Origin of the sequence: Mesorhizobium sp. M0207 (assembly GCF_040321995.1) — a bacterium.
In the GTDB taxonomy this organism is placed as follows: Bacteria; Pseudomonadota; Alphaproteobacteria; order Rhizobiales; family Rhizobiaceae; genus Mesorhizobium.
This window is the reverse complement of the sequence record NZ_JAMYSQ010000044.1, coordinates 1-26,754: the sequence shown is the minus strand read 5'-3', so window position 1 is coordinate 26,754 and position 26,754 is coordinate 1. Positions and strand designations below refer to the sequence as shown.

The 26,754-nt window shown below is 63.8% G+C and carries 20 protein-coding genes; 8 read left to right on the top strand and 12 right to left on the bottom strand.

Going from position 1 to position 26,754, the window contains the following annotated elements; translation table 11 throughout:
- Positions 1-69 precede the first annotated feature (69 nt).
- Complete coding sequence (locus NKJ15_RS31625) at positions 70-1,356, top strand: NAD(P)/FAD-dependent oxidoreductase (RefSeq protein WP_352472715.1); 1,287 nt, start codon at positions 70-72, stop codon at positions 1,354-1,356.
- Positions 1,357-1,615: 259 nt separating this feature from the next.
- The gene (locus NKJ15_RS31620) at positions 1,616-2,416 is read left to right on the top strand and encodes an SH3 domain-containing protein (protein WP_352616656.1); all 801 of its coding nucleotides are present in this window, start codon (positions 1,616-1,618) and stop codon (positions 2,414-2,416) included.
- Positions 2,417-2,479: 63 nt separating this feature from the next.
- Here the strand turns inward: NKJ15_RS31620 and NKJ15_RS31615 are convergent, their stop codons facing one another.
- Positions 2,480-3,226, bottom strand: a complete 747-nt coding sequence (locus NKJ15_RS31615) for an SDR family oxidoreductase (RefSeq protein WP_352819613.1) — start codon at positions 3,224-3,226, stop codon at positions 2,480-2,482.
- A 272-nt stretch (positions 3,227-3,498) separates the two neighbouring features.
- Here NKJ15_RS31615 and zwf point away from each other — a divergent pair, with 272 nt between their 5' ends.
- The 3 genes from zwf to edd all read left to right on the top strand — a co-directional run bounded on the left by zwf (position 3,499) and on the right by edd (position 7,560).
- A complete protein-coding gene (gene zwf / locus NKJ15_RS31610) occupies positions 3,499-4,968 on the top strand; it encodes a glucose-6-phosphate dehydrogenase (protein WP_352819611.1) in 1,470 nt (489 codons plus the stop codon).
- Positions 4,950-5,663, top strand: coding sequence for a 6-phosphogluconolactonase (gene pgl, locus NKJ15_RS31605; protein ID WP_352768101.1), 714 nt, complete (start codon positions 4,950-4,952; stop codon positions 5,661-5,663). The genes zwf and pgl overlap by 19 nt, the downstream gene beginning before the upstream one ends.
- 73 nt (positions 5,664-5,736) lie before the next feature.
- Positions 5,737-7,560, top strand: a complete 1,824-nt coding sequence (gene edd, locus NKJ15_RS31600) for a phosphogluconate dehydratase (RefSeq protein WP_352819609.1) — start codon at positions 5,737-5,739, stop codon at positions 7,558-7,560.
- A gap of 48 nt (positions 7,561-7,608) precedes the next feature.
- Here the strand turns inward: edd and NKJ15_RS31595 are convergent, their stop codons facing one another.
- From NKJ15_RS31595 to NKJ15_RS31580, 4 genes are all read right to left on the bottom strand, one after another.
- Positions 7,609-9,276 carry a vWA domain-containing protein gene (locus NKJ15_RS31595; protein ID WP_352819607.1) on the bottom strand — a complete coding sequence of 556 codons (1,668 nt, stop codon included), beginning with the start codon at positions 9,274-9,276 and terminating at the stop codon, positions 7,609-7,611.
- Positions 9,277-9,389: 113 nt separating this feature from the next.
- Entirely contained in the window at positions 9,390-10,388 is a 999-nt protein-coding gene (locus NKJ15_RS31590; RefSeq protein ID WP_254820541.1) for a GlxA family transcriptional regulator, read from the bottom strand.
- A gap of 16 nt (positions 10,389-10,404) precedes the next feature.
- On the bottom strand, positions 10,405-11,304 hold the full coding sequence (gene folD / locus NKJ15_RS31585) for a bifunctional methylenetetrahydrofolate dehydrogenase/methenyltetrahydrofolate cyclohydrolase FolD (protein WP_023677432.1): 900 nt from the start codon (positions 11,302-11,304) through the stop codon (positions 10,405-10,407).
- 208 nt (positions 11,305-11,512) lie between these two features.
- The gene (locus tag NKJ15_RS31580) at positions 11,513-12,250 is read right to left on the bottom strand and encodes a hypothetical protein (RefSeq protein ID WP_352819606.1); all 738 of its coding nucleotides are present in this window, start codon (positions 12,248-12,250) and stop codon (positions 11,513-11,515) included.
- 226 nt (positions 12,251-12,476) lie between these two features.
- Here NKJ15_RS31580 and proC point away from each other — a divergent pair, with 226 nt between their 5' ends.
- Entirely contained in the window at positions 12,477-13,292 is an 816-nt protein-coding gene (gene proC / locus NKJ15_RS31575; protein ID WP_352819605.1) for a pyrroline-5-carboxylate reductase, read from the top strand.
- Positions 13,293-13,438: 146 nt separating this feature from the next.
- On the opposite strand, the gene NKJ15_RS31570 is transcribed toward proC, so the two are convergent.
- From NKJ15_RS31570 to NKJ15_RS31560, 3 genes are all read right to left on the bottom strand, one after another.
- Complete coding sequence (locus NKJ15_RS31570; protein WP_352472725.1) at positions 13,439-13,597, bottom strand: hypothetical protein; 159 nt, start codon at positions 13,595-13,597, stop codon at positions 13,439-13,441.
- Positions 13,590-14,915, bottom strand: a complete 1,326-nt coding sequence (locus tag NKJ15_RS31565; RefSeq protein ID WP_352819603.1) for an NAD(P)H-dependent oxidoreductase — start codon at positions 14,913-14,915, stop codon at positions 13,590-13,592. The genes NKJ15_RS31570 and NKJ15_RS31565 overlap by 8 nt, the downstream gene beginning before the upstream one ends.
- 156 nt (positions 14,916-15,071) lie before the next feature.
- The gene (locus NKJ15_RS31560) at positions 15,072-19,022 is read right to left on the bottom strand and encodes a caspase family protein (RefSeq protein WP_352819601.1); all 3,951 of its coding nucleotides are present in this window, start codon (positions 19,020-19,022) and stop codon (positions 15,072-15,074) included.
- Positions 19,023-19,157: 135 nt separating this feature from the next.
- Here NKJ15_RS31560 and NKJ15_RS31555 point away from each other — a divergent pair, with 135 nt between their 5' ends.
- Positions 19,158-20,039, top strand: a complete 882-nt coding sequence (locus NKJ15_RS31555) for a YihY/virulence factor BrkB family protein (protein WP_352819599.1) — start codon at positions 19,158-19,160, stop codon at positions 20,037-20,039.
- 112 nt (positions 20,040-20,151) lie between these two features.
- Here the strand turns inward: NKJ15_RS31555 and NKJ15_RS31550 are convergent, their stop codons facing one another.
- The 4 genes from NKJ15_RS31550 to NKJ15_RS31535 form a co-directional block, all read right to left on the bottom strand.
- The gene (locus tag NKJ15_RS31550) at positions 20,152-20,913 is read right to left on the bottom strand and encodes a glutamine amidotransferase (RefSeq protein ID WP_352819597.1); all 762 of its coding nucleotides are present in this window, start codon (positions 20,911-20,913) and stop codon (positions 20,152-20,154) included.
- Positions 20,914-20,998: 85 nt separating this feature from the next.
- On the bottom strand, positions 20,999-22,000 hold the full coding sequence (locus tag NKJ15_RS31545) for a rhamnose ABC transporter substrate-binding protein (protein WP_352686514.1): 1,002 nt from the start codon (positions 21,998-22,000) through the stop codon (positions 20,999-21,001).
- A gap of 46 nt (positions 22,001-22,046) precedes the next feature.
- Positions 22,047-23,036, bottom strand: a complete 990-nt coding sequence (locus NKJ15_RS31540) for an ABC transporter permease (RefSeq protein ID WP_352503590.1) — start codon at positions 23,034-23,036, stop codon at positions 22,047-22,049.
- A complete protein-coding gene (locus NKJ15_RS31535) occupies positions 23,033-25,588 on the bottom strand; it encodes an ATP-binding cassette domain-containing protein (protein ID WP_352819595.1) in 2,556 nt (851 codons plus the stop codon). The genes NKJ15_RS31540 and NKJ15_RS31535 overlap by 4 nt, the downstream gene beginning before the upstream one ends.
- 196 nt (positions 25,589-25,784) lie before the next feature.
- On the opposite strand from NKJ15_RS31535, the gene NKJ15_RS31530 reads away from it, so the two are divergent.
- On the top strand, positions 25,785-26,754 hold a 970-nt coding region (locus NKJ15_RS31530), incomplete at its 3' end, for an ROK family transcriptional regulator (RefSeq protein WP_352819593.1).

The following is a 26,754-nucleotide window of genomic DNA, read 5'->3' as shown; positions in this document are numbered from 1 at the left end:
CTACTGCCCTACTGCCCTACTGCCCTACTGCCCTACTGCCCTACTGCCCTACTGCCCTAGCCGAGCATCATGACTTACCAATCCCCAATCTCCCCCGGCCGCTCCTGGTACGAAGACACGGCCGGGCCAAGGCCCGAATATCCGGCGCTCGACGGCGACCGGACATGCGATGTGGTGATTGTCGGCGGCGGCTTTACCGGCCTGTCGGCGGCGGCTCATCTCGCCACGACAGGCGCGGATGTCGTGCTTATCGAAACGCATCGTTTCGGTGACGGCGCATCGGGCCGCAATGGTGGCCAGCTCGGCACCGGACAACGGGCCTGGGCAGAGGAACTGGAAGCGGAATACGGCTTTTCCCGCGCCAAGGCGCTGTTCGACCTTGCCGAAGAGGCCAAGGCGCATCTGCTCGACTTTGCCGCGATGCACCAGATCGAGATCGACTATATGCCCGGCCAGATGTCGGTGGCGCACAAGAAGCGCTATGTCGACGACTACAAGGCGCATGCCGAGATCATGGCAAACCGGTTCGGTTATCCGCACATCTCATTCATGGATGCCGCGGAGACTGCCGAGCGGCTCGGCTCGACGCATTATTTCGGCGGCACCCGCGACACCGGCACCGGCCATGTCCATCCGCTGAAGCTGGTGATCGGCACAGCGAAAGTCGCGGCAGAGGCCGGCGCAAAGCTTTTCGAGCAGACGCCGTCGACCGGCATCACCTCCGGCGGCGGCAAGGTCAGGGTTGTGACGCCGAAGGGCACGATCACCGCCGCTAAATGCCTGATCGGGGTCAACGCCTATGGCGGCACGCTCGAACCGGTGAGTGCCGCGCATATTATGCCGATCGGCTCGTTCATCGGCGCGACGGTGCCGCTGGGAGCCGATTCCAAAGTGTTGCCGGGTGGCGAGGCGGTCGACGATTCGCGCTTCGTCGTGCGCTATTTCCGCAAATCGAAGGATGGGCGGCTGCTGTTTGGCGGGCGCGAGATCTATGCGGTCAACGATCCCAAGGACATCCACATCCACATCCGCCGGCAGATTGCCGAGATCTACCCGGCACTGAAGGACGTCGAGATCACTCATGGCTGGGGCGGCTATGTCGGCATCACCGTGCCGAGAAAGCCGTTCGTGCGCGAAGTGATGCCCAATGTGACCTCGATCGGCGGCTATTCCGGCCACGGCGTCATGCTGTCGAACTTTTTCGGCAAGCTTTATGCCGAGACGGTCGCCGGCAACCGCGACCGGCTGAAGCTGATCGAGGACCTGAAAATTCCACCCTTCCCCGGCGGCCGGCGTTTGCGCGCGCCACTGCTCTTCCTTGCGCTCAACTGGTACGCGTTGCGGGACAGGATCTAACCAGACGTTGCAGAATCCTTAACCAGGGCGCAGAATTCCCGCCAAGGGCGCAGTGATGCCACAATCGCGGGCGAAAGATGATGCTCGTGGGCAGCTGAACGGGGAATTTTTGCGGGCCTGCCCGCTTTTGGTTTGGGACCGATGCCGATCGAAATGCCGGCTCTCCGGCATGGGTCGTAAGAACATCGGCCCGCAAATGGAGGTGGCAAGTGTGAGAGAGCCCTTCAGTTTCGGCGCGCCGGAACGACGGCGCCTTGCGATGCAATTCGGTTACGATATGCGGCCGACGTTCTGGCACGGGGTCCGGTCGAACGCGCATCTGGTGATAGCCGCGCTTGGCACGGTCGCACTGCTCGGCGTTGCCGCGGTGGCACTGTGGCTGGCATTGCCGGCAAATGAGCGACAAGCGGCCGCAAGTCCTGAGCAGATCGTTCCGACCATCCCGGTCAAGACGACGAAGATCATGCCTGCCAAGGTTGCTGCGGCGCCGCGGACGACGGGCAAGGCAGATGCGGTTTCCCCAGCGGTGGCCGCGGCGGAAGCCGAGATACCAGCGCTGGCTCCCAACGATCCGCGCTGGACAGGGCCAAAGACGGCATCGGCCGCCGCCACGGCAGCATCCGACCAGCTGGCAAGCCAGACCGAGCAGGCGACCGATAAATCGTCTGCTTCGGTGGCATTCGCCGACCCGGCAGCAAAACCCGACGCTGCGGCATTGTTTGCCAAAGTCGCGGCTCCCGGCAGCTCAACGAAAAACAGCGGGCCCGATGGCGCGCAGACCGCCGCCATCCCCACGCCCAAGCCGCAACTGCCGACGCAGACTTCGAGCGAAGACGACAACAGCACCAAGGCAAATTCCGGAAGAGCCAATACTGCCGGTACCGGACGCATCCTGAGATCCGTCACCATGCGCACCGGCCCAAAAAAGAATGCAGCCGCCATTCTCACCGTGCCGGCCAAGACCTCGGTGCAGGTGATGAGCTGCAAGCAATGGTGCCAGATCGTCTACAACGGCAAGCGCGGCTGGATTTACAAGAGCTACGTCAAAACCGGGGCGTAGGGCCGGCAGAGCGATTGCGGGTCGCTCGCCATCAGCCAGTCCTTCGCCGGAGGCCCCGGCCGTTCAAATACAACGTCCGCCGTCGACTTCCAGCGACACGCCAGTGATGAAAGCCGCTTCGTCCGAAGCAAGCCAAAGCGCGGCATTGGCTATGTCGAGCGGCGTCGAAAGCCGGCCGAGCGGGATCGACGCGCGGAACTTCTCGCGGATCTCGGGTGTGTCGGCGCCCATGAATTTCGCGAGCATGCCGGTCTCGCCGGCAACTGGGCAGAGGCAGTTGACGCGGATGTTCTTCGGCGCGAGTTCCACCGCCATCGATTTGGTCGCGGTGATCGCCCAGCCCTTCGATGCATTGTACCAGGTGAGGCCAGGCCGCGGCCTGATACCGGCCGTGGAGGCCGTCGTCAGGATGACGCCACCGCCTTGCCGTTCCATGACCGGCACCACTGCAAGCGCTGCGTGGTAGATCGCCTTCATGTTGACTGATGTGATCAGGTCGAAGGTCGCTTCGTCGACTTCCAGCATGTCACCGTTGCGATGGGTGTAACCCGCGTTGTTGACCATGATGTCGATGCGGCCGAAGGCGCTCATTGCGGCATTGACCATGTCGTCGAATTCGGACCGCAGCGAGACGTCGGTCTGGGTCCAGATCGCCTTTTCGCCGATCTCGCCGGCAACGCGCTCTGCGCCCTTGGCGTTCAGATCGGCGACGACTACCCGCGCGCCCTCCTCGGCAAAGCGCCTGGCCATGCCCTCGCCAAAGCCCGAGGCAGCGCCAGTGATGATTGCGACCTTATTTTTGAGGCGCATGCTTTTCTCACTCATCGTTGAAAGCGATCGATGACGCGTTTGGCCAGGCCATCGAAAGATGTGCGTCCATCGACGATTTCTCCTTTGGCTTTCGCTGCCATCCGGCTCTATGCTGCAACTGCGAAGGCTCCGGAAGCATCGCTTGCCGACAAGCCTCCGGCCAGCGCCGGTGTCAAGAGCACACGCGGATGTGACGCAATGGCACTGGCAAGTTTAAATCGATTAGATTATATCAGCCGCGTTATCGCGACCGGCGTCACAGCGGACAGACCATGACCAGCCAGATCATTCCCGTCGACCCTTTCGACTTCATCATTTTCGGCGGCACCGGCGACCTGTCGGAACGTAAGCTTCTGCCGTCGCTGTACCACCGGCAGCGCGACCACCAGTTTTCCGAGCCGACGCGCATCATCGGCACATCGCGTTCGAAGATGACCGACGAGGAATTCCAGTCGTTCGCCAGGCAGGCGATTGCCGATCATGTGAAACCGGAGGATATCGACGCCACGGAACTGAAGACGTTCCTCGCGCGGCTCTCCTATATCCCGGCAGATGCAACCACAGGTGCCGGCTTCGACAGGCTGAAGAAGGCGATCGGCGACAGCGAACACATCCGCGCTTTCTATCTGGCTGTGGCACCGGCGCTGTTCGGCGACATCTCGCACAAGCTGAAGGAGCACGGGCTGATCACGCCGAATTCGCGCATTGTGCTGGAAAAGCCGATTGGCCGCGATCTCGCTTCGGCGCGCGCGCTCAACGACCTGGTCGGCGACGACTTCCATGAAAGCCAGATTTTCCGCATCGACCACTATCTCGGCAAGGAGACGGTCCAGAATTTGATGGCGCTGCGTTTTGCCAACGCGCTCTACGAGCCGCTTTGGAATTCCGCCAATGTCGATCATGTGCAGATCACCGTGGCCGAGACTGTCGGCCTGGAAGACCGCGTCACCTATTACGACAAGGCCGGCGCATTGCGCGACATGGTGCAGAACCACATGCTGCAGCTGCTCTGCCTGGTCGCGATGGAGGCGCCGTCGTCGATGGACGCCGATGCCGTCCGTGACGAAAAGCTCAAGGTGCTGCGGGCGCTGAAGCGCATCAACGGCAACGAAGCGCCGAAGCACACGGTGCGCGGTCAGTATCGTGCCGGCGCCTCGGCCGGCGGGCCGGTGAAAGGCTATGTCGAGGAACTCGGCAAGAACAGCAACACCGAGACTTTCGTTGCGCTCAAGGCCCAGATCGGCAACTGGCGCTGGGCGGGCGTGCCGTTCTACCTCCGAACCGGCAAGCGGCTGGCGACGCGCGTTTCGGAGATCGTCATCGAATTCAAGCCGATCCCGCATTCGATCTTCGGCGAGAGCGCCGGGCCGATTTCCGCCAACCAGCTAGTCATCAGGCTGCAGCCCGACGAGGGCGTCAAGCAGTTCATCATGATCAAGGATCCGGGGCCGGGCGGCATGCGGCTGCGCCAGATTCCGCTCGACATGAGTTTTGCGCAATCCTTCGACGGCCGCGCCCCCGATGCCTATGAGCGGCTGATCATGGACGTGATCCGTGGCAACCAGACGCTGTTCATGCGCCGCGACGAGGTCGAGGCGGCGTGGAAATGGATCGACCCGATCCAGGACGCCTGGGAGAGCGGCAGGCAAGAGGCGCAAGGCTACACCGCCGGCACATGGGGTCCCTCGGCCTCGATTGCGCTGATCGAACGTGACGGGCGGACATGGCACGAGAGCAATTAGGCGGCGCCTACAACTGGCACGAATTTGCCGGACGTCAGGAGTTGGCGACAGCGCTTGCCGGCCACGTCGCCGGCCGTCTGTCAAAGGCGATCGCCGAGCGCGGCACGGCGCTGCTTGCGGTCTCGGGCGGCACGACGCCGGCGAAATTCTTCGCGGCGCTTTCGACCGTTCCGATCGCCTGGGAAAAGGTGACGATAACATTGGTCGACGAGCGCTTCGTGCCGCCCTCATCGCCGCGCTCCAATGCCGGCCTGGTTGCCGCCAACCTGCTGCAGAACGCGGCCGCCGCCGCGAATTTCGTGCCGCTCTACTACGCCGCGGCAAGTATCGAGGGTGCAGCGGTCTCCGACAGTGAGGCGCTGCAATTGCTGCCCTGGCCACTCGACGTCGTTGTGCTCGGCATGGGAACTGATGGCCACACCGCCTCGTTCTTTCCGGATGCCGACAACCTGGCACGATTGCTCGATCCGTCGTCGCAAAGGATCGTGCTTCCGGTTCATGCGGCAAGCGCCGGCGAGCCACGGCTGACGCTGTCACTGGCGCGGATCATCAATGCCGCCTTCATCGCGCTGCATATCGAGGGCGCGGAAAAACGCAGCGCATTCGAGGCCGCGCTTGGACCTGGAACACGAAAGCCCATTCGCGCCGTGCTCGATGCCACTCAAAAGCCCGTAGAGGTTTTCTGGGCACCCTGATCTCAACTTGGCTGCAGGTCCCGGCAACAGCCGGAAGGTGTTTGCGGGACCTCGCCTGAAAGGACCGACCGCCATGACCGCAAGACGCGATATCGAAGCCATCACCCAGCGCATCCGTGAGCGCTCCAAGCCCGGTCGCGAGGCCTATCTCGGCCGCATCGCCGAAGCCTCGAACCGCACCGCCAACCGGGCCGTGCTGTCCTGCGGCAACCTGGCCCACGGCTTTGCCGTCTGCAGCCCTTCCGAAAAGGTGGCACTTGGCGGCGACCGGGTGCCGAATCTCGGCATTATCACCTCCTATAACGACATGCTGTCGGCGCATCAGCCTTTCGAGACGTTTCCGAGGCTGATCAAGGATGCGGCGCGCGAGGCCGGCGGCATCGCCCAGGTGGCCGGCGGCGTGCCGGCGATGTGCGACGGCGTCACCCAGGGCCAGCCCGGAATGGAGCTGTCGCTGTTCTCGCGCGACGTGATCGCCATGGCCGCGGCAATCGGCCTGTCGCACAACATGTTCGATGCCGCCGTCTATCTCGGCGTCTGCGACAAGATCGTGCCTGGACTGGTGATCGCGGCGCTGACCTTCGGCCATCTGCCGGCGGTCTTCATCCCGGCCGGGCCGATGACGACCGGCATTCCGAACGACGAAAAAGCCAAGATCCGCCAGCTCTATGCCGAGGGCAAGGCGGGACGGGCCGAACTGCTCGAAGCGGAATCAAAATCCTATCACGGGCCGGGAACCTGCACTTTCTACGGTACCGCCAATTCCAACCAGATGCTGATGGAGATCATGGGCCTGCACACGCCTGGCGCTTCCTTCGTCAATCCTGGCACGCCGTTGCGCGACGCGCTGACCAGGGAAGCGACGAAGCGGGCGCTGGCGATCACCGCGCTCGGCAACGCCTACACGCCGGTCGGGCGGATGATCGACGAGCGCTCGATCGTCAACGGTATCGTCGGCCTGCACGCCACCGGCGGTTCGACCAACCACACCATCCACCTGATCGCCATGGCAGCGGCGGGCGGCATCGCCATTACCTGGCAGGATATTTCCGACATCTCGGAAGCCGTGCCGCTGCTGGCGCGAGTCTATCCGAACGGCCTTGCCGATGTGAACCACTTCCACGCCGCCGGCGGGCTCGGCTTCCTGATCCGCGAACTGCTCGACGCAGGCATCCTGCACGAGGATGTGCAGACGGTGTGGGGCGAAGGGCTGCGCCCCTACGCGGTCGAGGCCAGGCTCGGCGCCGACGGCGGCGTCGTGCGCGAGGCTTCGCCGCGCGAGAGCGGGGACGAGAAGGTGCTGGCACCGTTCAAGAAGGCGTTCCAGCCGAGCGGCGGTCTGAAAGTGCTTTCGGGCAATCTCGGCCACGCCGTCATCAAGACATCGGCGGTCAAGCCGGAGCGGCGCGTCATCGAGGCGCCGGCCAAAGTGTTCGACAGCCAGCAAGGCCTGAACGAGGCGTTCAAGGCGGGGTCGCTGACCGGCGACTTCATCGCCGTCATTCGGTTCCAGGGTCCAAAGGCCAACGGCATGCCGGAATTGCACAGGCTGACCACCGTGCTCGGCATCCTGCAGGACCGCGGCCAGCATGTGGCGCTGGTCACCGACGGCCGCATGTCGGGCGCTTCAGGCAAGGTGCCGGCGGCGATCCACGTGACGCCGGAAGCGGCGGAGGACGGGCCTATCGCCAGGATCCATGACGGCGATATCATCAGGCTCGACGCCGAGGCCGGGACGCTGGAGGTACTGGTGCCAGCCGGCGATTTCGCACTGCGCCGGCCCGCGGACAGCGACCTCATAGGCAATGAATTCGGCTTCGGCCGCGAGCTTTTCGCCGGGTTCCGGCAGTTAGTGGGACGCGCCGACCATGGCGCCAGCGCCTTCGGTACGGCGTGATTTTTTTGGCAATAAGTAAGAGCGGCTAATGGCTGCTCTCCACTGGATTTATTGAACCGTCAGTTCGGCCCGCGCGCCGGCCCTGACCGTTACCGTGCCTTCCTTCGAGCTGTTGTCCGATTTCTCCGAAACCACCGCGTAGTCACCGGCCGACAGGGTGGCTTCATACTTCTGATCATAGGCGTAGCCGACCGACTTGCGGGTTCCGTCGATGGCCTTCCTGGCCTCGAATATCTCGATCTTCGAGGCTCCTGGCGCGGTTATCGTCAGCATGCCGGCGTTCATCGCGATCTTCAGATCCTGATGGTCGCCAACCTTGACGCTGAACGGCTGCTCGGCCACCGCAAGGTCGACCGTCGCGACCATTACATAATCGTCGGGCGGCAGATCGAACTTGCTGTCCGGACCGTAGGCATAAGTCACCTCCTGCCTGGTTCCGTCGACGTTCTTTTTCGCCTGGAGCACTTTGAAGCCGATGCCCGAACCCTCGGCCTTGTCGCCGCCGGCAGCATAATAGGCGTTGGCGACGACACGCCCGACGCCGACGATGATGTCCTTGTCGATGACCCTGCCGGCGGCAAGCGGGATCGTCTCGATAACCATGCCCTGGCCGATCGTGACCGTCACCTTCTGGTCACCGGCCGGCAGCACGACTTTCGTGTCACCGTAATAGGTCGGCGGGGTGTCGACGCCGGGATAGCCGATTACGACAGCCGCGCCGTCATCAACGTCCGCTCCTTCGCTCGGCCTGGGGTGGATGACCAGCGTGCCGGCATTCAAGTTGAAGTGCGGTTTGGCGACCTGGCCAGGCTCTATTGTGATCTTCTGTTCGGCCCTGGCCTCGCCGGCACGCGCGACGACGATATAGTCGCCCGGCTCCAGATTGCCTTTGTAGGTGCCATATTCGGTGGTGACAGGATCGCCGCGCGTGCCGTCGGAATTCGCCTTGTAGATCTCCCAGGCATTGCCGTCGGTGACGGGATCGCCACCCTCGGCAAGCACGACGGTGGGAACGAAATTGGACTCCGCCGGCTGAGCGGGCGCCGGCTGGGGAGCAGGCTGCGGGGCGGGAGTCGGTTCAGGGGCGGGTGGCGGAGGCGCGACGGTCTCGACGAGGGCGTCCTGCAATGCCTTTTCATCCGACGCTTCGATATATTTGCCGCCGGTATTGTCGGCGAGGCAACCGATCTGCTTGCCTTCGGCCGCCGTCAGGCCGAAGCCGACGACATTGACGGTGAAGTCGACGCCAGCAGCCTCCAGTTCCTTGCCGAGCGCACAGGGATCGCCGTTGCATGTCTCGATGCCATCGGTGATGAGCACGACCGTCGCCTTGTCCTCGGTGTATTTCAATGCTTCCGCCGCTTGCTTGACCGCGGCGGTCAACGGCGTCTTGCCCTGAAATTTCAGACTGTCGGCCGCGGCTGAGATCGCACTTGCCGAGCCTGCCTGCGGCGGCACGATAAGTTCGATGTCGTCGCAACTGGCCTTCTCGCGATGGCCATAGGCCATGAGGCCGATTTCCTCGTCGGCCGGGACCGATTGCAGCACGTTCCGCAGCGATTGACGGGCGATTTCGAGCTTGGGCTTGCCGTCGATCTGCGCCCACATCGAGCCGGAGGCATCGAGAATGACGATGACGCGATCGGCGGCGAAACCGAACCCCGTCATCCACAGCAGCAGGGCCGCCGCAGCGGCGCTCCGCACGAATCCCGCCATCGAATATCTCCCCCAATCAGTCGCCGCCGCTCGGCGCCGGAAAGCTATTTGACGCTGCGTTGCGACACAAGCCCGGGTGGAGCACGAAGCTGCGTCGCCTCCGTGCAAAACCGTCAATAGGTCGTGCGGCGTTCCTCGGAAGGCGGCCGGCCGAATTGCAGCCGGTAGCTCTGGGCAAAATAGGAATGCGAGGTGAAGCCGGTGGCGATTGCCACGTCGAGGATCGGCATGTTGGTCTGGCGCAGCAATTCGCGCGCCCGCTCGAGCCTGAGCCGCATATAATAGCGCCCGGGCGTCACACTGAGATGGCGCAGGAACAGGCGCTCGACCTGGCGCACCGACAGGCCCGCCGACTTGGCAAGCTGCACCGCCGACAGCGGCTCGTCGAGATGGTCGGCCATCAGCTCGACGATGCGGCGCAGCTTCTCCGACTTGCCGGTCAGGTCGCGTTCCGGCCCGACGCGCTGGCGGTCCCCGGCCGAGCGGATGCGCTCATGCTGGAACTGGTTGGCGACGCCATTGGCGAGGCTCGAGCCGAAATCACCGCGCACGATCTCCAGCATCAGGTCGATCGATGTGGTGCCGCCGGCGCAGGTGTAGCGCTTGCGGTCGATCTCGAAGACGTTGCCGGTGCAGTTGATGTCCGGAAAGCGTTCGAGGAAGCCGGCGCGGTTTTCCCAATGGATGGTGCAGCGATAGCCATCGAGCTGGCCTGCTTCGGCGAGCAGATAGGAGCCGACCGAAAGCGCGCCGAGCGCATTGCCGCGCCGGCCCCAGCTGCGCAGCGCTGCCAGCACCTTGCTCTTGCCGGGAAATTCCGTCGTCAGCCCGACCGAGACGAACAGGATATCGACCGGCGGCAGATCGGCAACCGCGTAGTCGATCTTGAGCGGCAGGCCGTTGGACGCCATGACGGCGTCGCCGTCGGCCGACACCGTAGTCCAGCCATAGAAATCGCGGCCGAGCAGCCGGTTCGCCGACCGGAACGTGTCGATTGCCGCGGCCAGCGAGAACATGGAGAACTTGTCGACCAACAGAAACCCGAACTGCCGCCCGCCCTGAACGGGATCATTGGTGACCGGCCGTTCTAAGGGAACAGTGAGGTTCGGCAAGGACGCTGCTTTCTGGTCAGAAGGAAGGCCGTTTCAATCCGGCTGCGAGATAGGCGGAAGCTAGCGTGTTGGCCATCAGCATGGCAATGGTCATCGGCCCGACGCCGCCAGGCACCGGCGTGATGGCGCCGGCCGCCTTCGCTGCTTCGGCAAAGGCGACGTCGCCGACGAGGCGCGTCTTGCCTTCGCCCTTTTCAGGTGCGGCGACGCGGTTGATGCCGACATCGATGACGGTGGCGCCAGGCTTGACCCAGTCGCCGCGGACCATTTCAGACCGGCCGACGGCGGCGACCAGAATATCGGCGGTGCGGGCAAGCGCCGGCAGGTCCCTGGTCCGGCTGTGTGCGATGGTGACGGTGCAGTTGGCGGCAAGCAGAAGATTGGCCATCGGTTTGCCGACGATGTTCGAACGCCCGACGACGACCGCATTGAGACCGGACAGGTCCTTGCCGCGCACCCGTTCGATCAGCAGCATCGAGCCGGCCGGCGTGCAAGGCACGAAGGCGGTCTCGAGCTCGCCGGTGCCGAGCTTGCCGACATTGATGAAGTGGAAGCCGTCGACATCCTTCTCAGGCGCGATGGTCTGGATGATCTTGCCGGAATCGATATGGCCGGGAAGCGGAAGCTGCACGAGGATGCCGTTGATGGCCGGATCGGCGTTGAGCTGGCCGATGATCTTCAACAGGTCCGGCTCGGAGGTTTCGGCCGGCAGCGTGTGCTGAACCGAATGGAAGCCGCATTCCTTGGCGGTGCGGGATTTGGAGGCGACATAGACCTGGCTCGCCGGATCCTCGCCGACGATGACCACGGCGAGACCGGGCTGCCGTCCGCCCTTTTCCGCCAGTTCGGCGGTCAGGGCCTTGACCCGCCGCACCACGTCTTCGGCGACGCTTTTTCCGTCAATCAACTCAGCCATGAACCACCCTCGACGCCTATCGCGTAAGCCTGCCGCGTTAAAACATCCATGCGGCGCGCTCCAGATATCTTTTATGCAGGCCGTTGCCCAGAACCATGCGCTGCGGGCGGACATGCAGCGCGGCATTTTCACGAAAATCGAGCCGGGCAATCCCGTCAATGCGCCGTCGCATGCCGTTAACTCGAAACCGGCATGTTTTATTCGACGCTCAGAAATAGCGGCGATGCGTGCGGTTTTCGGTGAGCTCGCGAACCGCCTCCCGGAATTCGCGCAGGCTGGCGCGGATTTCCTCGATCTGGCTTTGCTGATCGGCGGCTTCCGAGGCCTGATTTGCCTTCCTCGACCGGGCCTGAGTATAGGTCGGATGCGGCGGCGCGGGTTGCTGCGGATAAGGTGCCAGACCGGCATAGAGCGGCTGCGGAGGGAAGGCGGGCGGCATCGCTGCGATGGAATTTGTCGCGGCGGAAGTCTCACCGGACGCCATCTCCTCCGGCGCTCTGCCAGGCATGAGCCGGCTCAGCGCCGACAACACGGCACCGATCGGACCAGGACGTTTGGTACGCGCGACCTCGACCGGCTGAGCGGGAGGCGGCGCTGCCCGGTATGCTGCGTGATCGGCGGAACCGGCATCGGGGCCGCCAAGGGAGCCAGCGGGGCCGAAAAACCCATCGGCAGCTGCAGCCTCTTCCATCAGTATGGTGCCGGCCTTTGGCTCATCAGGATCGGGCTGGCTTATGCCGGCGGCTGCCAACAGGATCGGACTGGCACGCGCTTCGCGGCGCGAGCGGGCAAGACGATGGCGTGTGGCGGCATCCTCGCGCCATGACGGGCCTGCGCGGTCTTCTAGCGAAACCAGCGATGCTTCGTCCTCGCCGCGCACCGCCTCGACGAGCGACAGCAAGGACTGCTCGTTCCTCCAGTGTTCACGATTTTTCCTATAAGCCATGGTTTCTGGAGCCTTCCCCTCGGGCTGGGACGTAGCGACCGCCACTGCTTAAGCGATGCTAAACAGGCATAGGAAATAAAAGGTTAATTTGGTCGCCGCGCGACTGCGCGACTACATGCGCATCCCAACCGCAAGGTCGGGGTTTCCGCCTGATCACGGTCCCAACAGGGCTTCCCCGTCCTGCCGCGAACGTCTATGGGGAAGCCATCTCTATGGGAGGCTTTCGATGACGATCAGGCTTGTTCTCGCCGGTTGCGGCAATATGGGCTACGCCATGCTCTCGGGCTGGCTGAAAGCCGGCAAGCTCGCTCCGGCTGCGGTGTTCGTGGTCGAGCCCAATGCCGAGTTGCGCAAGCGTGCCGAAGCACTGGGCTGCGCTGCCGGCGCGGATGCTGGCGCCATACCGGCGGACGCCGTGCCGGCCCTCGTCGTCCTTGCGGTCAAGCCACAGGTGATCCGCGACGTCACGGCTGGCTACATCCGCTTCAACGATGGCCGGACCACCTTCCTCAGCATCGCCGCCGGAACGCCGGTGGCCACGTTTGAAGGTATTCTCGGCGACCGCGCGCCGATCGTGCGCTGCATGCCCAACACGCCGGCGGCGATCGGCAAGGGCATGATGGTGGTGTTTTCCAACAGGCTGGTTTCCGACGAAACCAAACGCTTCGTCGCCGACCTGCTTTCGGCGAGCGGGCAAGTGGCCGATATTGACGACGAGGGCCTGATGGACGCGGTGACGGCGGTTTCCGGGTCGGGGCCGGCCTATATCTTCCATTTCATCGAAGCGCTGACCGTGGCCGCCGAGAAAGCCGGCCTGCCGACCGGGACTGCCAAGCTCTTGGCAATGCAGACGGTCTACGGCGCCGCCTCGCTGGCCGCCGAAAGCGGCGAGGAGCCGGGCGTGCTCAGACAGCAGGTGACCAGCCCCAACGGCACTACGGCTGCGGCCCTTGCAGTACTGATGGGCGAGGACCGGCTGATGCGCCTGCTCACCGAGGCGGTGGAAGCGGCGCGGCTGCGGTCTATCGAGCTGGGGAGGTAGGGCTTCTGGGGGAGCCGGTCGGCGGTGACGATCGATCGTTCCTTTCGGCATTAGCTACCGGTAGAAAGCCGTTACGCGGCGTTCCTTCGCGCCCTCCACTGTCCTGCCGACATCAAAATCGCGATAGCCTAGAATGTCGACAGATATCAGCGATGTCCCCACAAGTCGTCGATCTCGTCCTTGTTCACGGGCCGCCCGTCTTTGCCGGCTTTGGCTTTGAGATCATCGACAATGGCCGCGAGCCGCTCTGCCAGAGAAAGGCGTCCATTTTCCCGCTTCAACTCGGATTCACGGACCTCAGCCATCACCAAGATTCCCATACAGCATCTCGTCCTGCAGCCGGCGCAAGGCGAACAGCCCGGTCGTCGGGTCGGGCGCGGCATTGTCGGCGGCGAGCAATTCGCCTTTCCTCACCGGTTTCAGCACCTTGCCGCCTTCGAGCAGACCGACCGGCACGGCGCGATGGGCGCGGGCCTGTTCGACGGTCATGGTCCAGGAGCGGTAGCAGGTCTCGCCGATCGCATCGAAAACCTCGCCTGCCGCCAGATCCCGCTTGGCCACCGCGCAGACCTCGGCCACCGGCCGCGGCAGCGGCACCATGTCGGGCTTGCCGTAAAGCGCGATGCGAGCGGCCGTCAGCGGCACTTCCAGCGAGGTCAGATGGTAGGGCCTGAAGAAGCTGTAATAGGGACCGTGGCCGATATGCAGATCGTCCATGCGCTCGATGATGCGCGGATGCGTCGCCTCGACGATGACGAAGACACCGGGCGCCACGCCCTTGCCGACGGTGTAGTCGACGACGCCCTTCTTCGACAGAATGCCGCCCTGCTCGCGCGGGATCAGCACCTTGACCAGCTCGTCGCGATCGGCCTTGGGGCCGTGCATGCCGGGAACGTCGGGCACCAGCCCGGTGGCGTTGGCAATGGCGCACATCTCGACCATGGTTTTCGAGCCGTCGACGAACTCGACCAGCATGCGCGGATTCATGTTGCGGCGCAGCGCCTCCTCGCGGTAGTCGTCGGGAACGGCGTCGTGGTTGAGAGGGTTGTTTTTGCCCTTGCCGGCGGAGACGATGGTGTAGCCGAGCGCCGAGGCGAACTCGATCAGCTCCATGCAGCTCGACGGCTCGTCGCCGGCGCCGACCGAATAGACGACGCCGAGCCGGTCGGCCTGCTGCTTCAGATAGCAGCCGATGGTAACGTCGGCCTCGACATTCATCATCACTAGGTGCTTGCCGTGCTGCATCGCCATCAGGTCGAAATCGGCGGCGACCCCGGGCTTGCCGGTGGCATCGATGACGACATCGATAAGCGGATTGGTGACCAGCATTTCGTTCGAGGTGACGGCGATCTTGCCGCTTTCGATCGCCTGGCTGACCTTCGAAGCGCTGTCCGCTTCGGCTGCCATCGCCTGATCGCCATAAGCAATGCGGATGGCGTCACGCGCCGTATGCGGGCGGCGCGTCGAGATCGCGCAAACCGAAATGCCCGGCATCAGCATGCCTTGCGTCACCAGGTCGGTGCCCATCTCGCCCGAACCGATAACGCCGATGCGCACCGGGCGGCCTTCCGCGGCGCGCTTGGCAAGATCGCGGGCAAGCCCGGTCAAGGCGACATTGGTCATACTGGAACGTCCACTGCTTTAAGTCTTTGTTTTTATGCATGTCGTTGTCCCAAAACCGCGGCACACTTTTGGGCGACATGCATTATGAAGCGGGAATAGCAGGGAACGGCAACCCATTGCCAATCGAAACCGGCCGCGGCCACCTTTTCCTGTGCGCTATTGCAATTCGGCCAGCAAGGCTTTTGCCTCGGCAAGGTTCTTGGCGGAGCCGGCGGCAAGGTCGTCCATCTTGCGCTCACTGAAGATGACGAGCGCATGCTCGCAGGCGCCTATCGCTTCCTCGACCATTGCCTTCTGCTTGCGGGCAGCACCCAGATCGGTAAGCACATCGCACAGGCTGTCCTCGGTGAAGGCGACGCCCGGCACCGAACCGATCTTCTTCTGCACAGCGATCGCCTCGCGCAGGATCGGCACTGCCTCCTCGAATTTGGCGACGTTGTTTTCGGCGCGGCCGGCGAGCGTCAGCTGATAGCCGATCTCGTTTTGCAGGCTCGCCCAGCGGTCGGGGTCGCGGTCGCGACCGACCTCGTCTGCGAGCGCCCGGTTGACGGCGACCACCTCGGCGAACAAAGCCGGCGAAGGCTCTTTCGCGCCGATCATGCCAAGCACATTGGCCAGGCTTGCCTGCGTGCTGGCCCAGGGTTCGGGGGCGCGGTCGCGCGTGCGCACGCTCTGGATCGAGCGATAGATGCCGGCCGAGCGCTTCAGCAGGGCGACGTCACCGCGCCAGTAGCCCAGCGTCGAAAGCGCGCTGGCCAGGTTTGCCTGGTTGCGCAGCCATTCGTCGGCATCCCTGTCGCGGCTCATCACCGTCAGTGCCGCCTCGTAGGCCTGGACAGACTTGGCCATGGCGTCCGGATCGGAGCTGGCGTTTGCCTGCATCATGCGGGCATTGCCAAGGTCGCCTTCGACCGAGGCCCAGAGCGAGCGGTCGGGCAACGTGGCATAGACGGCCAGTGCCTTTTCATGCGCGGCCGCCGCCTTCTGGTAGAGCGATGGGTCATTGGCGCTGCCGGCAAGGTAGTAATAGGCAGTGCCGAGTTCGTTCTGCAGCTGGGCGTGATCTTCCGGCACCGTGGCGAGGTCGTAGAAGGGCAGCGCCGCTTCTAGCGCCGTCGCCGACTGGCGGAACGGTTCGCCGTCCTGCGTGCGGTCGCCCAACACCAGGAGCACGTGGCCCAGGCCCCATTGCGTTGCCGCCCAGGCGTCAGGATCGCTGTCACGGCTCTGCACCTCGAGCGCTGCACGATAGGCCGCCGCCGAGCGCTGGAGCGCCTCGTCCGGACCGCCATTGGCCTTGCCGAGCATGGAAAGTGCTGCAGCCAGCCGGTACTGCGTCTTCGCCCAGTCCTTCGGGGCGCTGTCCTTGCTTCGCACGGTGAGCGCTGCACCATAGGCGGCGACCGCTTGTTCCAGCACCGCTTTGTCGCTGGCGCGGTCGCCCCAGGTCGCCAAAGCGTTGCCGAGACTGTGCTCGATCGAAGCAAACTCGATTGGAGCAGCGCCGGCGGTATAGATCTGCGAGGCCTCGCGATAGGCGGACGCCGACTCCCGGAGATAGTCGATGCCGGTGTCCCGATCGCCAAGCGTCGCATAGACCGAGCCTAGATTCTGCTTCAACGAAGCCCAGTCGAGCGGCAGCTTTTCGCGCGGATATTCAGAAAGTGCGGCCTCATAGGCAGCGATCGCCTCAAGCAGCGCGTCGTTGCCTTCCTGCCTGGCGCCAAGGCGCTGCAAGGCATTGCCAAGCGTCAACTGGCCGTTCGCCCAGCTCGCCGGCGCATGCTCGCGCGTCCAGACCGTCAGTGCGGCCTCTGCGGCCTCCCGAGCATGCTGAAGCGTGGCGATGTCGCCATTGATCTGGCCGATCGATTCCAGCGCCGAGCTCAAATTATTCTGGATCGTCGCCCATTGCGCCGGGGCGCGCTCGCGCGTCATCTCCTCGGTCGCAGCCTGATAGGCGGCCACCGCCTGCTCAAGCGTCGGCACGTCTTTTTCACGCTCGCCAAGGCGAAACAAGGCCGCGCCGAGATTGACCTGGTTCAACGCCCAGTCGAGCGGGACGCGCTCCCTGCGGTATTCGGTCAGCGCGGCGCGATGCGCTTCGATCGAAGCGCGGAAACTGTCGGTCGTGGCCTGGCGCTCGCCGATCTCGGACAGCACGATGCCGAGATTATTCTCAGTCGCCGCCCACTCGATCGGCATTTTTTTCGCCGCTTGCACCGCGAGCGCCGCGCGGAAGCAGGCGACGGCCTTGTCGAGCAGCGCGATACCATTCTCGCGCTGGCCGAGCCGCCAGTAGACGGTGCCGAGATTGCCAAGCGTCGAGGCCCAGTCGTCCGGATCGGCGTCGCGTGTGTAGACGGTCAGCGCCTGGTCGAAGGCGGAAGCCGCCTTGTCGAGGTTTTCGCGACCGGCCTCGCGTTCGCCCAGCGTCGACAGCGTGGTGGCGAGATTGTTTTGCGTGGCAGCCCATTGCCGCGGGCTGTTTTCGCGCGACACATAGGTCAGCGCTATTTCATAGGCAGCGACCGCCTGCACCAGAAAGGCATTGTCGCCAGAGAAAGAACCGTGCGCGGAGAGCGCCTGGGCCTCGGCTGCCTTGTAGAACCAGGCTTGATGGTCGTCCCATTTCTCGACCTGCTCATAGGCCTTGGCATAGTCCTGCGCTGCCGCCTGATAGCTGAACGAAATTTCGTAGGTTTTGGCGCTGTCGCCGAAAACCTCGGCAAACTCGAACCGACGCGCCTTGAGGTCGGCTTCGGCCTGGTCGACGGTCTTCGACAGTTCGCCAACGCGGGCCTTGGCCTGTTCATGGATTTTCTGCGCTGCTTCGAGTGCGCCTTCTTGCACCGCCTGCTCGGCCAGTCTTGAAAGCCGCACGATTTCCGGATCCTGGCTCTTCAGCGTCGCCTGCTCAGCTAGTACCTGTTTCAACCGCTCGGTCTGGCCGCGCAGCAATTTGTCGAGCTCGGCCGCATCCCTGGGTTTCTCGGTGCCCAGCGTCTTCAGCATGGCATAGAGCGCATCCATCGGTACGCCGCCGTCGCGGGCGATCGTCTCGATCTGGCGGCGTTGCGGGTCGGGCAGCGTCGAGATTGTCACCAGCAGCCGGCGGCGCTCTGAGAGGATCTCGCTCTCCTCGCCTTTCGGCACCTCGGCGGGCGTACCGAAATAAAGCAACCGGCGCAGGCTCTCATTGACCCACGGCCGCTGCCGGCCGCCGGTCTTGAGATAGACCTCCTCGCCGACCATGCGCAGCACGGTGCCGAATTCCTCGCCGCCCATCATGTCGATGTGACGCAATATGGCTGCCGCATAGGGGCTGTTGCCGTCTGCGGGACCGTCGAGCGCCACCTTGCCGGGCTCGGCGGCAAAGCCGATGACCTGGCCCAGGCTGTCATCCGCCGAACCCTTGGCCGGCGCTCTGCCGTTCAGCGCCACGACGCTGCGGGTTTCGCCAAGGCCGCCGGCGCCGATCGGCTTGCCCGCTTCGCCCGGCGTCAGTTTGAGCAGCGTGCCCGGTGGAAACGGATCGTTGCGGCAGGCATCGAGCAGCACGATGGTGACCGGCACCTTGGCCTTCAGCTCGGCCACGATCGATGACAGCGGCACCAGCTTCTCGCCGGCATCGTCGAGCGCTGTAATGTCGGTATCGACCGGCACCAGGAAATTCTCGCCGCCGGCTTCGATGCCGTGGCCGGAATAGTAGATAATGGCGACGTCGGCACCCTCGGCATCGTCGACGAAGCCTTCGAGGTCGCGTCGCAATTTGCGCGCGTCGCGATTGGTCGCGACATCGGTTTCGAAGCCGAGCCTGTCGAACATATCCTCGATGGCGCGGGCGTCGTTTTCCGGATTGGGCAGCTTGCCGACATGCTCATAATCGGACTGCCCGATGACGAGCGCGACGCCCTTAAGCGCCTTCGGCTCTTCAGCCCGCGCAGGAACCAGCGGGCACAAAAGTGCAAGCAGCGCGGCAAACGCCACGCCTATGCGCCCTGTTGCCCCTGAAAACATCATCGTCGTCCCACCCCAAACCCAGCGCGCCATCTTCCGCAACGGCATGGCATCATGATGGCCGGCGCGTGGCAAGTGTTCGGGCAAGAGGTGTTCTTGTCGTGGGGAAGGGAGGCAGGAATGTCATGCTGCTCCGCGCCCCCTCCTGTCCCGCCGGCCTCTCGCCCCTCGCCCAGCGCTGCGCGGCCGCTACTTGTTTGTTGACAGGCATGCGAGGCCTACATGTGGAATTTGGCAGCAGAGGGCTGGAGGCTCCTCAAGCAGAGCGTCATCGGCTTCATCGACGACAATGCGCTGAGCCATGGGGCGGCGATAGCGTTTTATGCCACGACCTCGCTTGCGCCGATCCTGCTCATCGTTGTCGCAATTGCCGGCATGGCCTTCGGGCACGAGGCGGCGCAACTCGCCCTTTCGGCACAGATCGCTGGCCTGATGGGGCCGCAAAGTGCCGAGCTGCTGCAGGCGACGATCGAGAACGCCTCGCAGAAGGAAGCGGGAACCCTTGCCAGCATTCTGGGGCTGGTCACGCTGTTCGTCGCCGCATCCGGCGTGTTCGGCGAAATGCAGCTGGCGCTGAACGAAATCTGGAAAGTCAAACCGAGCGGGGCAACGATTTCACGAATGGTGCGGGCACGCATTGCAAGCCTGGGCCTGGTCGCCGCGCTTGGTTTCCTGCTGCTGGTGTCGCTGGTCGTAAGCGCTGCAATTTCGGCGCTCGGAGAGGTCATCATCGCCGACCTGCCGTTCGGCACCATCATCCTGAGCGCCATCAACGGGATCGTCTCGTTTGCCCTGATCACACTGCTGTTTGCCGCAATCTACAAGGTGCTGCCGGACCGCAGCCTGCAATGGCGCGATGTCGGCATCGGCGCCGCGGTCACCGGGTTTCTGTTCACCATCGGCAAGTCGCTGATTGGCTGGTATATCGGAACCAGCGCCATCTCATCATCATACGGCGCGGCCGGCGCCCTGCTCGTCGTGCTGTTATGGGTCTATTATTCAGCGGAGATATTTCTGCTGGGCGCCGAATTCACGCGAGCCTATTCGGTTCGACATGGCAGCCGGTCCGATTTGAAGAACAAGGTGGAATTGCATGGCGAATGAGTTCACGCCGAAATTCGACCTAGCCGACGAGGTGGTGGTGGTCACCGGCGCCTCGCGCGGCATCGGCCGCGCCAGGACAACCGCACTGGGTCAAACCTAGTGTCCGGCTTCCTCATTCATTGCCGGCAAGCCAACGGACGATATTCGCCATCAGTCTTCCGTAGAACGGCCACGCGAGGAAATTCTGCGAGAGCCAATGCGGGCCGATATCGGTTGCCCAGGCAATCGTGCGGCCGCGGCCATGGCTACCGACGGCAAGGAGCGGCCAGTCGGTGCCGCGATGGTGGCAGGTCGCCAGAAGCCGGGACGAACCGTCGCGCCTGAATTCCAGCTTGTTCATGCCGAGAATCGGCGGCAAAGGCCCCTCCACCCCGGAAAAAATCGGATGTGACGACTGCAGGATCGAGGCCTGCAGGCCTTGCGGCACCTCCATGCCGTCGCAGTAGGGTAGGCAACGGACCGGCAGAACGTCCTCGACCGGGGTGTCGTGGAAACGCGCCGTCCCGAACATGCCCTGAAAGCCCATGTAACCGCCGGCCAGCATCAGCCCGCCGCCACCTTCGACATAGGCCTTGAGCACATCGAGGCGGTTGACGCCGACACGCCCGGTGCGGGCATCCGGCGTCACCAGCAATGTCAGGGCGCCGACATCGGAGATCACCACCGCCTGATATTGGGCGAGCCCATCGAGGTCATAGGGAAACTCCGCGCTGCAACGCTCGCCGCCGATCTGCGTGACCGCGATGCCTTCAGTGGTCAGCGCGGCATTGAAGGCCGTCGCGCCATTTGTCGAGGTCGCACTTGTAAGCACGTCGCTGCCGATGGCAACCGAGGTCGTCGCTGCAAAGGTTTCGCCTGCAAGCAATATCTTCATTGCCGCCCCGCACTGTTTCATTCGAGAGGTTTTTAGGAAGGGCGCCGGATGGACCGGCGCCCCCTAGAGTTCAAGCCCTACAGGATCAGAATTTGAATTCGGCCAGATTTTCGGGAGTTACGATCTTGGCCGGACCAAGGATCAGTTCGCCGCCGGCGCCAATCGTGTATTCGCCGAGCCTGCCTGCCGTGAACTTCTCACCCTCCTTGCCGGTGATCTTGCATTGCGCAAACGCCTGGGCCGTCTGATAAGTAAGATAGCCAAGATCGGTGACGTTCCACCAGATATCCTGAGCCGCTTCGTCCTTGATGTATTTCGAGATCAGAGTGGCCGGCGCGAGGCCGGTCAGCTTGACCTTGCCGATCATGCCCGCTTCCTCGAGTGCACGCGCGGCCGCCGGAAGGCCGATGCCTGCCGGGACGATGATCACCTTGAGATCGGGAAACGCCTGCACCAGCGCCAATGCCTGCTGCTGGTTGATCTGTTCGCTTTCTTCGCCATAGGCCACCTGCACCAGCTTCATTTTGGAGAACTTCGGCTCGGCCGCCATTTTCGCCTTCATGAAGTCGATCCAGGCATTCTGGTTGGTCGCCGTCGGGGTCGACGACAGGATCGCGAATTCGCCTTCACCGCCGCTGAGGGCGAATGCACTTTCGAGCATCATCTCGGCGAGGCTGTCGCCCTTCACCTGATTGACGAACACCGCACGCGCATCGGCGGCCACATCGGAGTCATACGAAATCACCCTGACGCCCTGCTGAACGGCGCGCTTCAGCGCAGGCGCGACGGCGTTGGCGTCGTTGCCGGCAATTGCGATGACTCCGACCTTCTGCGAGACAAGGCTGTTGATGAATTCGATCTGCGCCTCGGCGGTCGCCTGCGATGGGGCGACCTGGGTAGCGGTGCCGCCAATTTCCTTGGCTGCCTCTTGTGCGCCTCCAAAGGCCACTTTGAAGTAGGGATCCGTGTCGAGCTTGGGCAGGAAACCGACCGTTACGGGTTCCTTGGCGCACTCCTGGCTGAAGGCCAGCGAGCTTTGCGCAAGCAGAACCGCGGATGCGAGCAGGGCTAATCTAAACGCTTTCATTGTGACTCCTCCGTCAAAATTCGGGCTTGAAGGAAGGGGCCCGAGATCACCCCTTTGTCTCGCGCATTGCGCGGGATCTGCTGAGCATCTCCTGTGTGGAGCGCCAGTAATTGCCGATCAGCAGCGAGCCGATCAGAAGCAGGCCGATGATCATGCCCTGCGCGTCGCCACCGATCTGGTTCAGCGCCAGCACGTTGCGGATGATGGCGATCAGGACCAGTGCCAGCATGACGCCGGTCAGGCGGCCCTTGCCGCCAAAGACGCTGATGCCGCCGAGCAGCACGATGGTGATGACGTCGAGCTCCATGCCGAGCGCATTGTTGGCGCGGGCGTTGGAAAGGCGCGCGGTATAGACGATGCCGGCCATCGCCGCGACGACGCCCGAGACGACGAACAGGTTCAGCACCATCCGGCGCGTGTTTATGCCGGAATAGCGCGCCACCTCGGGGCTGCCGCCGAGCGCGTAGATGCGCTTGCCGGTCGGCGTCTTCTGCAGCACGACCGCAAACACCGGCGCCAGCACCAGGAAGGGCACGATGGTCCACGGTATCTCGGTGCCAGGCAGGTTGTTGATGCCGAAATCGACGACCGCGGGCGGCAGGATGTTGACCGAGCCGGTGCCGAGCAGGATGTAGCCAATGCCTCGATAGAGCGCCATGGTGCCGAGCGTCACAACCAACGACTGCAGTCCGAGGCCCGAGACCAGATAGCCGTTGAAGGCGCCGAGCAGGCCGCCGATGACGAGCGTCAACGGGATTGCGGCAAGTGTCGGCACACCGGCCTGGACCAGCAAGCCAAAGACGACGGACGTCAGCGCCAGCACCGAGGCGATCGACAGGTCGATCTCGCGGGTGATGATGAGCAGCGTCATCGGCAGGATCAGCAATGCCTTTTCCGAGGCGCTGGCGGCCAGTTGCGAGAGATTGAAGCCGGAAACGAAATTCGGCACGAAGATCGCGGCATAGAGGAAGATGGCCAAGCAAGAGGTCGCCAGCAGCAGATCCCAGAAGTCGATCGAACGGAGGAACTTTTTCACCGCGCCCTCGCCTGTCTTGCCTGCTCGGCCCGCCGCACGATGAAGGTGTCGATGCCGATGGCGACCAGGATCACGAGGCCGTAGACGCCCTGCAGCCACAGCGGGTCGACGCGCACCAGCGTCAGCCCGTTCTTGATGACGAGCAGCGTGAGCGCGCCGAGGATGATACCGAGCAGTGTGCCCGAACCACCGCGGATGGCGACGCCGCCGACCACCGCCGACGCGATCACGGTGAGTTCGAAGCCGAGCGCGACGCGTGCATCAATGGTCGCGTAGCGCGATGCCCACAGCGCGCCGCACAGGCCGCCGAGCAGGCCGGCCATGCCAAAGGCCAACAGAATGCGGCGGTCGACGGGGATGCCGATAAGACGCGCGCCGTCGGGATTGGAGCCGGCGGCGAACAGTTCGCGCCCGATCGCCGTACGATAGAGCAGCACGTAGCCCAGGCACAGGATAACGATCGCGATGATGACGATCAGCGGCACGCCGGCGATCTTCAGGCCGGTCATGTCGAGCCAGGCTTGCGTTACTTCGTCGGCGCTGATCTGGTCACCGGCTGCCCAGATCGAGTTGAAGCCGCGGAAGATCGACATTGAGGCCAGCGTGACGACGATCGCCGGGATCTTTCCCCTGGTGACGACGAGGCCGTTGATCAGGCCGGCGACGCCACCGACGGCGCATGCGGTTATCAGGCCAATGCCGATGTCGAGCCCTGGATAGGCCTGGACCATGCTGGCCGCCATGTAAGCCGACAGGCCGATCACCGCAGCGATCGAAAGGTCGATGTTGCGGGTGATCAGCACCAGCATCTGCGCGAGTGCCGCAACGACGAGCAGGGCGGCATCCATCGACACGGCGGTCAGGTTTGCAGCGCTCACCATGCGCGGGTTGATGATGGTGACCGGGATGGCGACCGCCAGCATCGCGGCGAGCAGACCGAACTCCCGCCGCTTCAGTATGTCGAGCGGTCCTTTTCTCTTCTCCTCGCCGGTGGCCTGCGCCGCATCGGCGCTTTCGCCGGCCTTGGTCGCTGCTTCCAGCACCTTTTCCTGAGTGGCTTCGCCCCTGGCAAATTCGGCCGTCCGATGGCCTTCGCGCAGGACGATGATGCGGTCGCACATGCCGATGAGCTCGGGCATTTCGGAGGAGATCAGGATGATTGCCATGCCCTGGGCGGCAAGGTCGGCGACCATCGCATGCACTTCCGCCTTGGTGCCGACGTCGATGCCTTGCGTCGGCTCGTCGAGGATGAGGACGCGCGGTTCGGTGCGCAGCCATTTGGCCAACACCACCTTCTGCTGGTTGCCGCCGGACAGTTCCTTTACCGGCTGCGCGTAGCCGGAAAAGCGAAGCTTCATGCGCTTCAGCCAGTCCGAAACCAGATTGATCGCGCGGTTCGTGCCGTAGAAACCGGAGCGGGCTGCCTTGTCGAGGACTGGCAGCACCGCGTTGTCGAGGATGGAAAAATCCATCACCAGGCTCTGGCCCATGCGGTCTTCAGAGACATAGGCGATACGCGCATCCATGGCGTCGCGTGCCGACGCGAAGCGCACTGCTTCGCCGTCGATCAGGATTTCGCCGGCATCGGGCTGGTCGATTCCGAACAGCACGCGCGCGATCTCGGTCCGCCCGCTGCCGACCAGGCCGCCGAGCCCGAGCACCTCGCCGGCATGGAGCTTGAGGTCGATATTGGAAAAGCCACCGGCGTGCGAAAGCCCCCTCGCCTCCAGCACCAGTGCGCCGGTGGCGTGGCTTCGTTGCGGATAGAGGTCGGTGACCTCACGGCCGACCATCATGCCGATGGCAGCGGCGCGGCCAAGCTCGGCCTTCGGCTTGACGCCAATGAGACGCCCGTCGCGCAGCACCGCGATGCGGTCGGCGATGCGGAAGATCTCGTCCATGCGGTGGCCGACGAACATCATCGCCACGCCGTGCAGCCGCAGGTCGGCGACGACAGTGAACAGCCGCTCGACCTCGCGCTGCGACAGGGCGGCCGTCGGCTCGTCCATGATCAGCACCCGCGCGTCGAGCGACAGGGCGCGGGCGATCTCGACCAGTTGCTGTTCGGAGGTGCGCAACGTTCCGAGCCGGGTTTCGGCCGGCACGTCGAGGCCGACTGTCGCCAGCACCCTGCGCGCGCCGGCAAGCATGGCGGCGTTGTCGATGCCGCCGAAGCGGTCGCGTGGCATATGGCCGAGATAGATGTTCTCCGCCACCGAAAGATCAGGGAAAAGACCGGGGTGCTGGTGCATGACCGAGATGCCGGCAGCCTGGGCGTCGTGCGGCGAATGGAAGACCACAGGCTTGCCATCGACTTCGACATGGCCGCCGGTCGGGAGATACACGCCGGCCAGCAGCTTTACGCAAGTGCTCTTGCCGGCGCCGTTTTCGCCAAGCAGAGCCAGCACCTCGCCTGAGCGCAATTCGAAGGACGCGTCCTTGAGGGCGATCGTGCCGCCGAAGGCTTTTGTCGCCTGAACCAGGGCAACGGGGACAGCCGCGTCGCTCTTCACCATGGCGTCGGCTTCGCCTAATGCGCCCAAGTGCAGCACCTTTCCTCCCTGGTCCTGTTTTTTCAATTTGCTATATTAAATGGCCGAATGCCGCAACTGGAAAATTGACTTCCATGGCCGCGAAGGGCACTGTCGCGTCGCGCACGGGTGCGATTGGCGTGCTCGACCCCGCGGCAGCCTCAAAGCTGCAAGCGGATGGAGTGGCTCTGCGGGAATGAATGGGGAGGCGCCGGTTTTGTCCGGAAAAGGCAGCAATTCGGTCAAGGTTCGGCATTATAACGAGCGCTTCGTGCTTGATGCCATTCGCCGCCTGAAGGAGGCATCCAAGTCCGATCTGGCGCGCGCCGCAAATCTGACGCCGGCCGCGGTCGCCACCATTGTCGACGGGCTGGAATCTTCCGGATTCGTAAAGCAAGTGGGAAAAAGGTTCGGGCAACGCGGATCGCCGTCCACTCTCTACCGACTTGCACCTGAGCGTATCTACAGCGTCGGCATCAAGATCGGCCGGCGCGCGCTGGAAGCCGTGCTCGTCGACTTTGCCGGCGAGGTCCGCTCGCGCGAGTCGCACGAATATCGCTTTCCGGATCCCGACATGGTGCTCAAGGCCGGCAACATGTCGCTGGCCAATTTCGACAAGCTGGTCGAGGGGCTTGGCGATGCCAGCATCGTCGGCGTCGGCATCGCCTCGCCATATTTCCTCGGCGGCTGGAGCGAGGAACTCGGCTTTCCCGACGACCTCGGCAGCCGCTGGGAAGCAATCGATCTGACGACATTTTTCGCCACAAAGCCGAAGACCCCGGTCTTCGTGGAAAACGACGCGTCATCGGCCGCACTCGCCGAGCTCATCCAGGGAACCGGCGCGCGGTTCCGCGACTTCATGCATATCTCGATCGACACCTTTGTCGGCGGCGGACTGGTGCAAGGCGGCAAGGTCCACACCGGGCCGCACGGCAACAGCGCCGCGCTCGGTCCTTTGCCGGTCTCGCCTTCAAGCCTCGATTCGGTGGCGGCCAAGCCGGCGCGCTACCAGAGCCTGCTGCATCGCGCTTCGATCTATGTGCTGGTCAATCATCTCAAATCGCGCGGCATCGAGATCAACCGTGTGCGCGAACTCGATCCCTTGCCGCCGGGGGCGCGCGAGCCGCTGTCCGAATGGATCGACGATTGTGCCAATGCGCTGGTCGAGGCGATCATCGCCATCACCT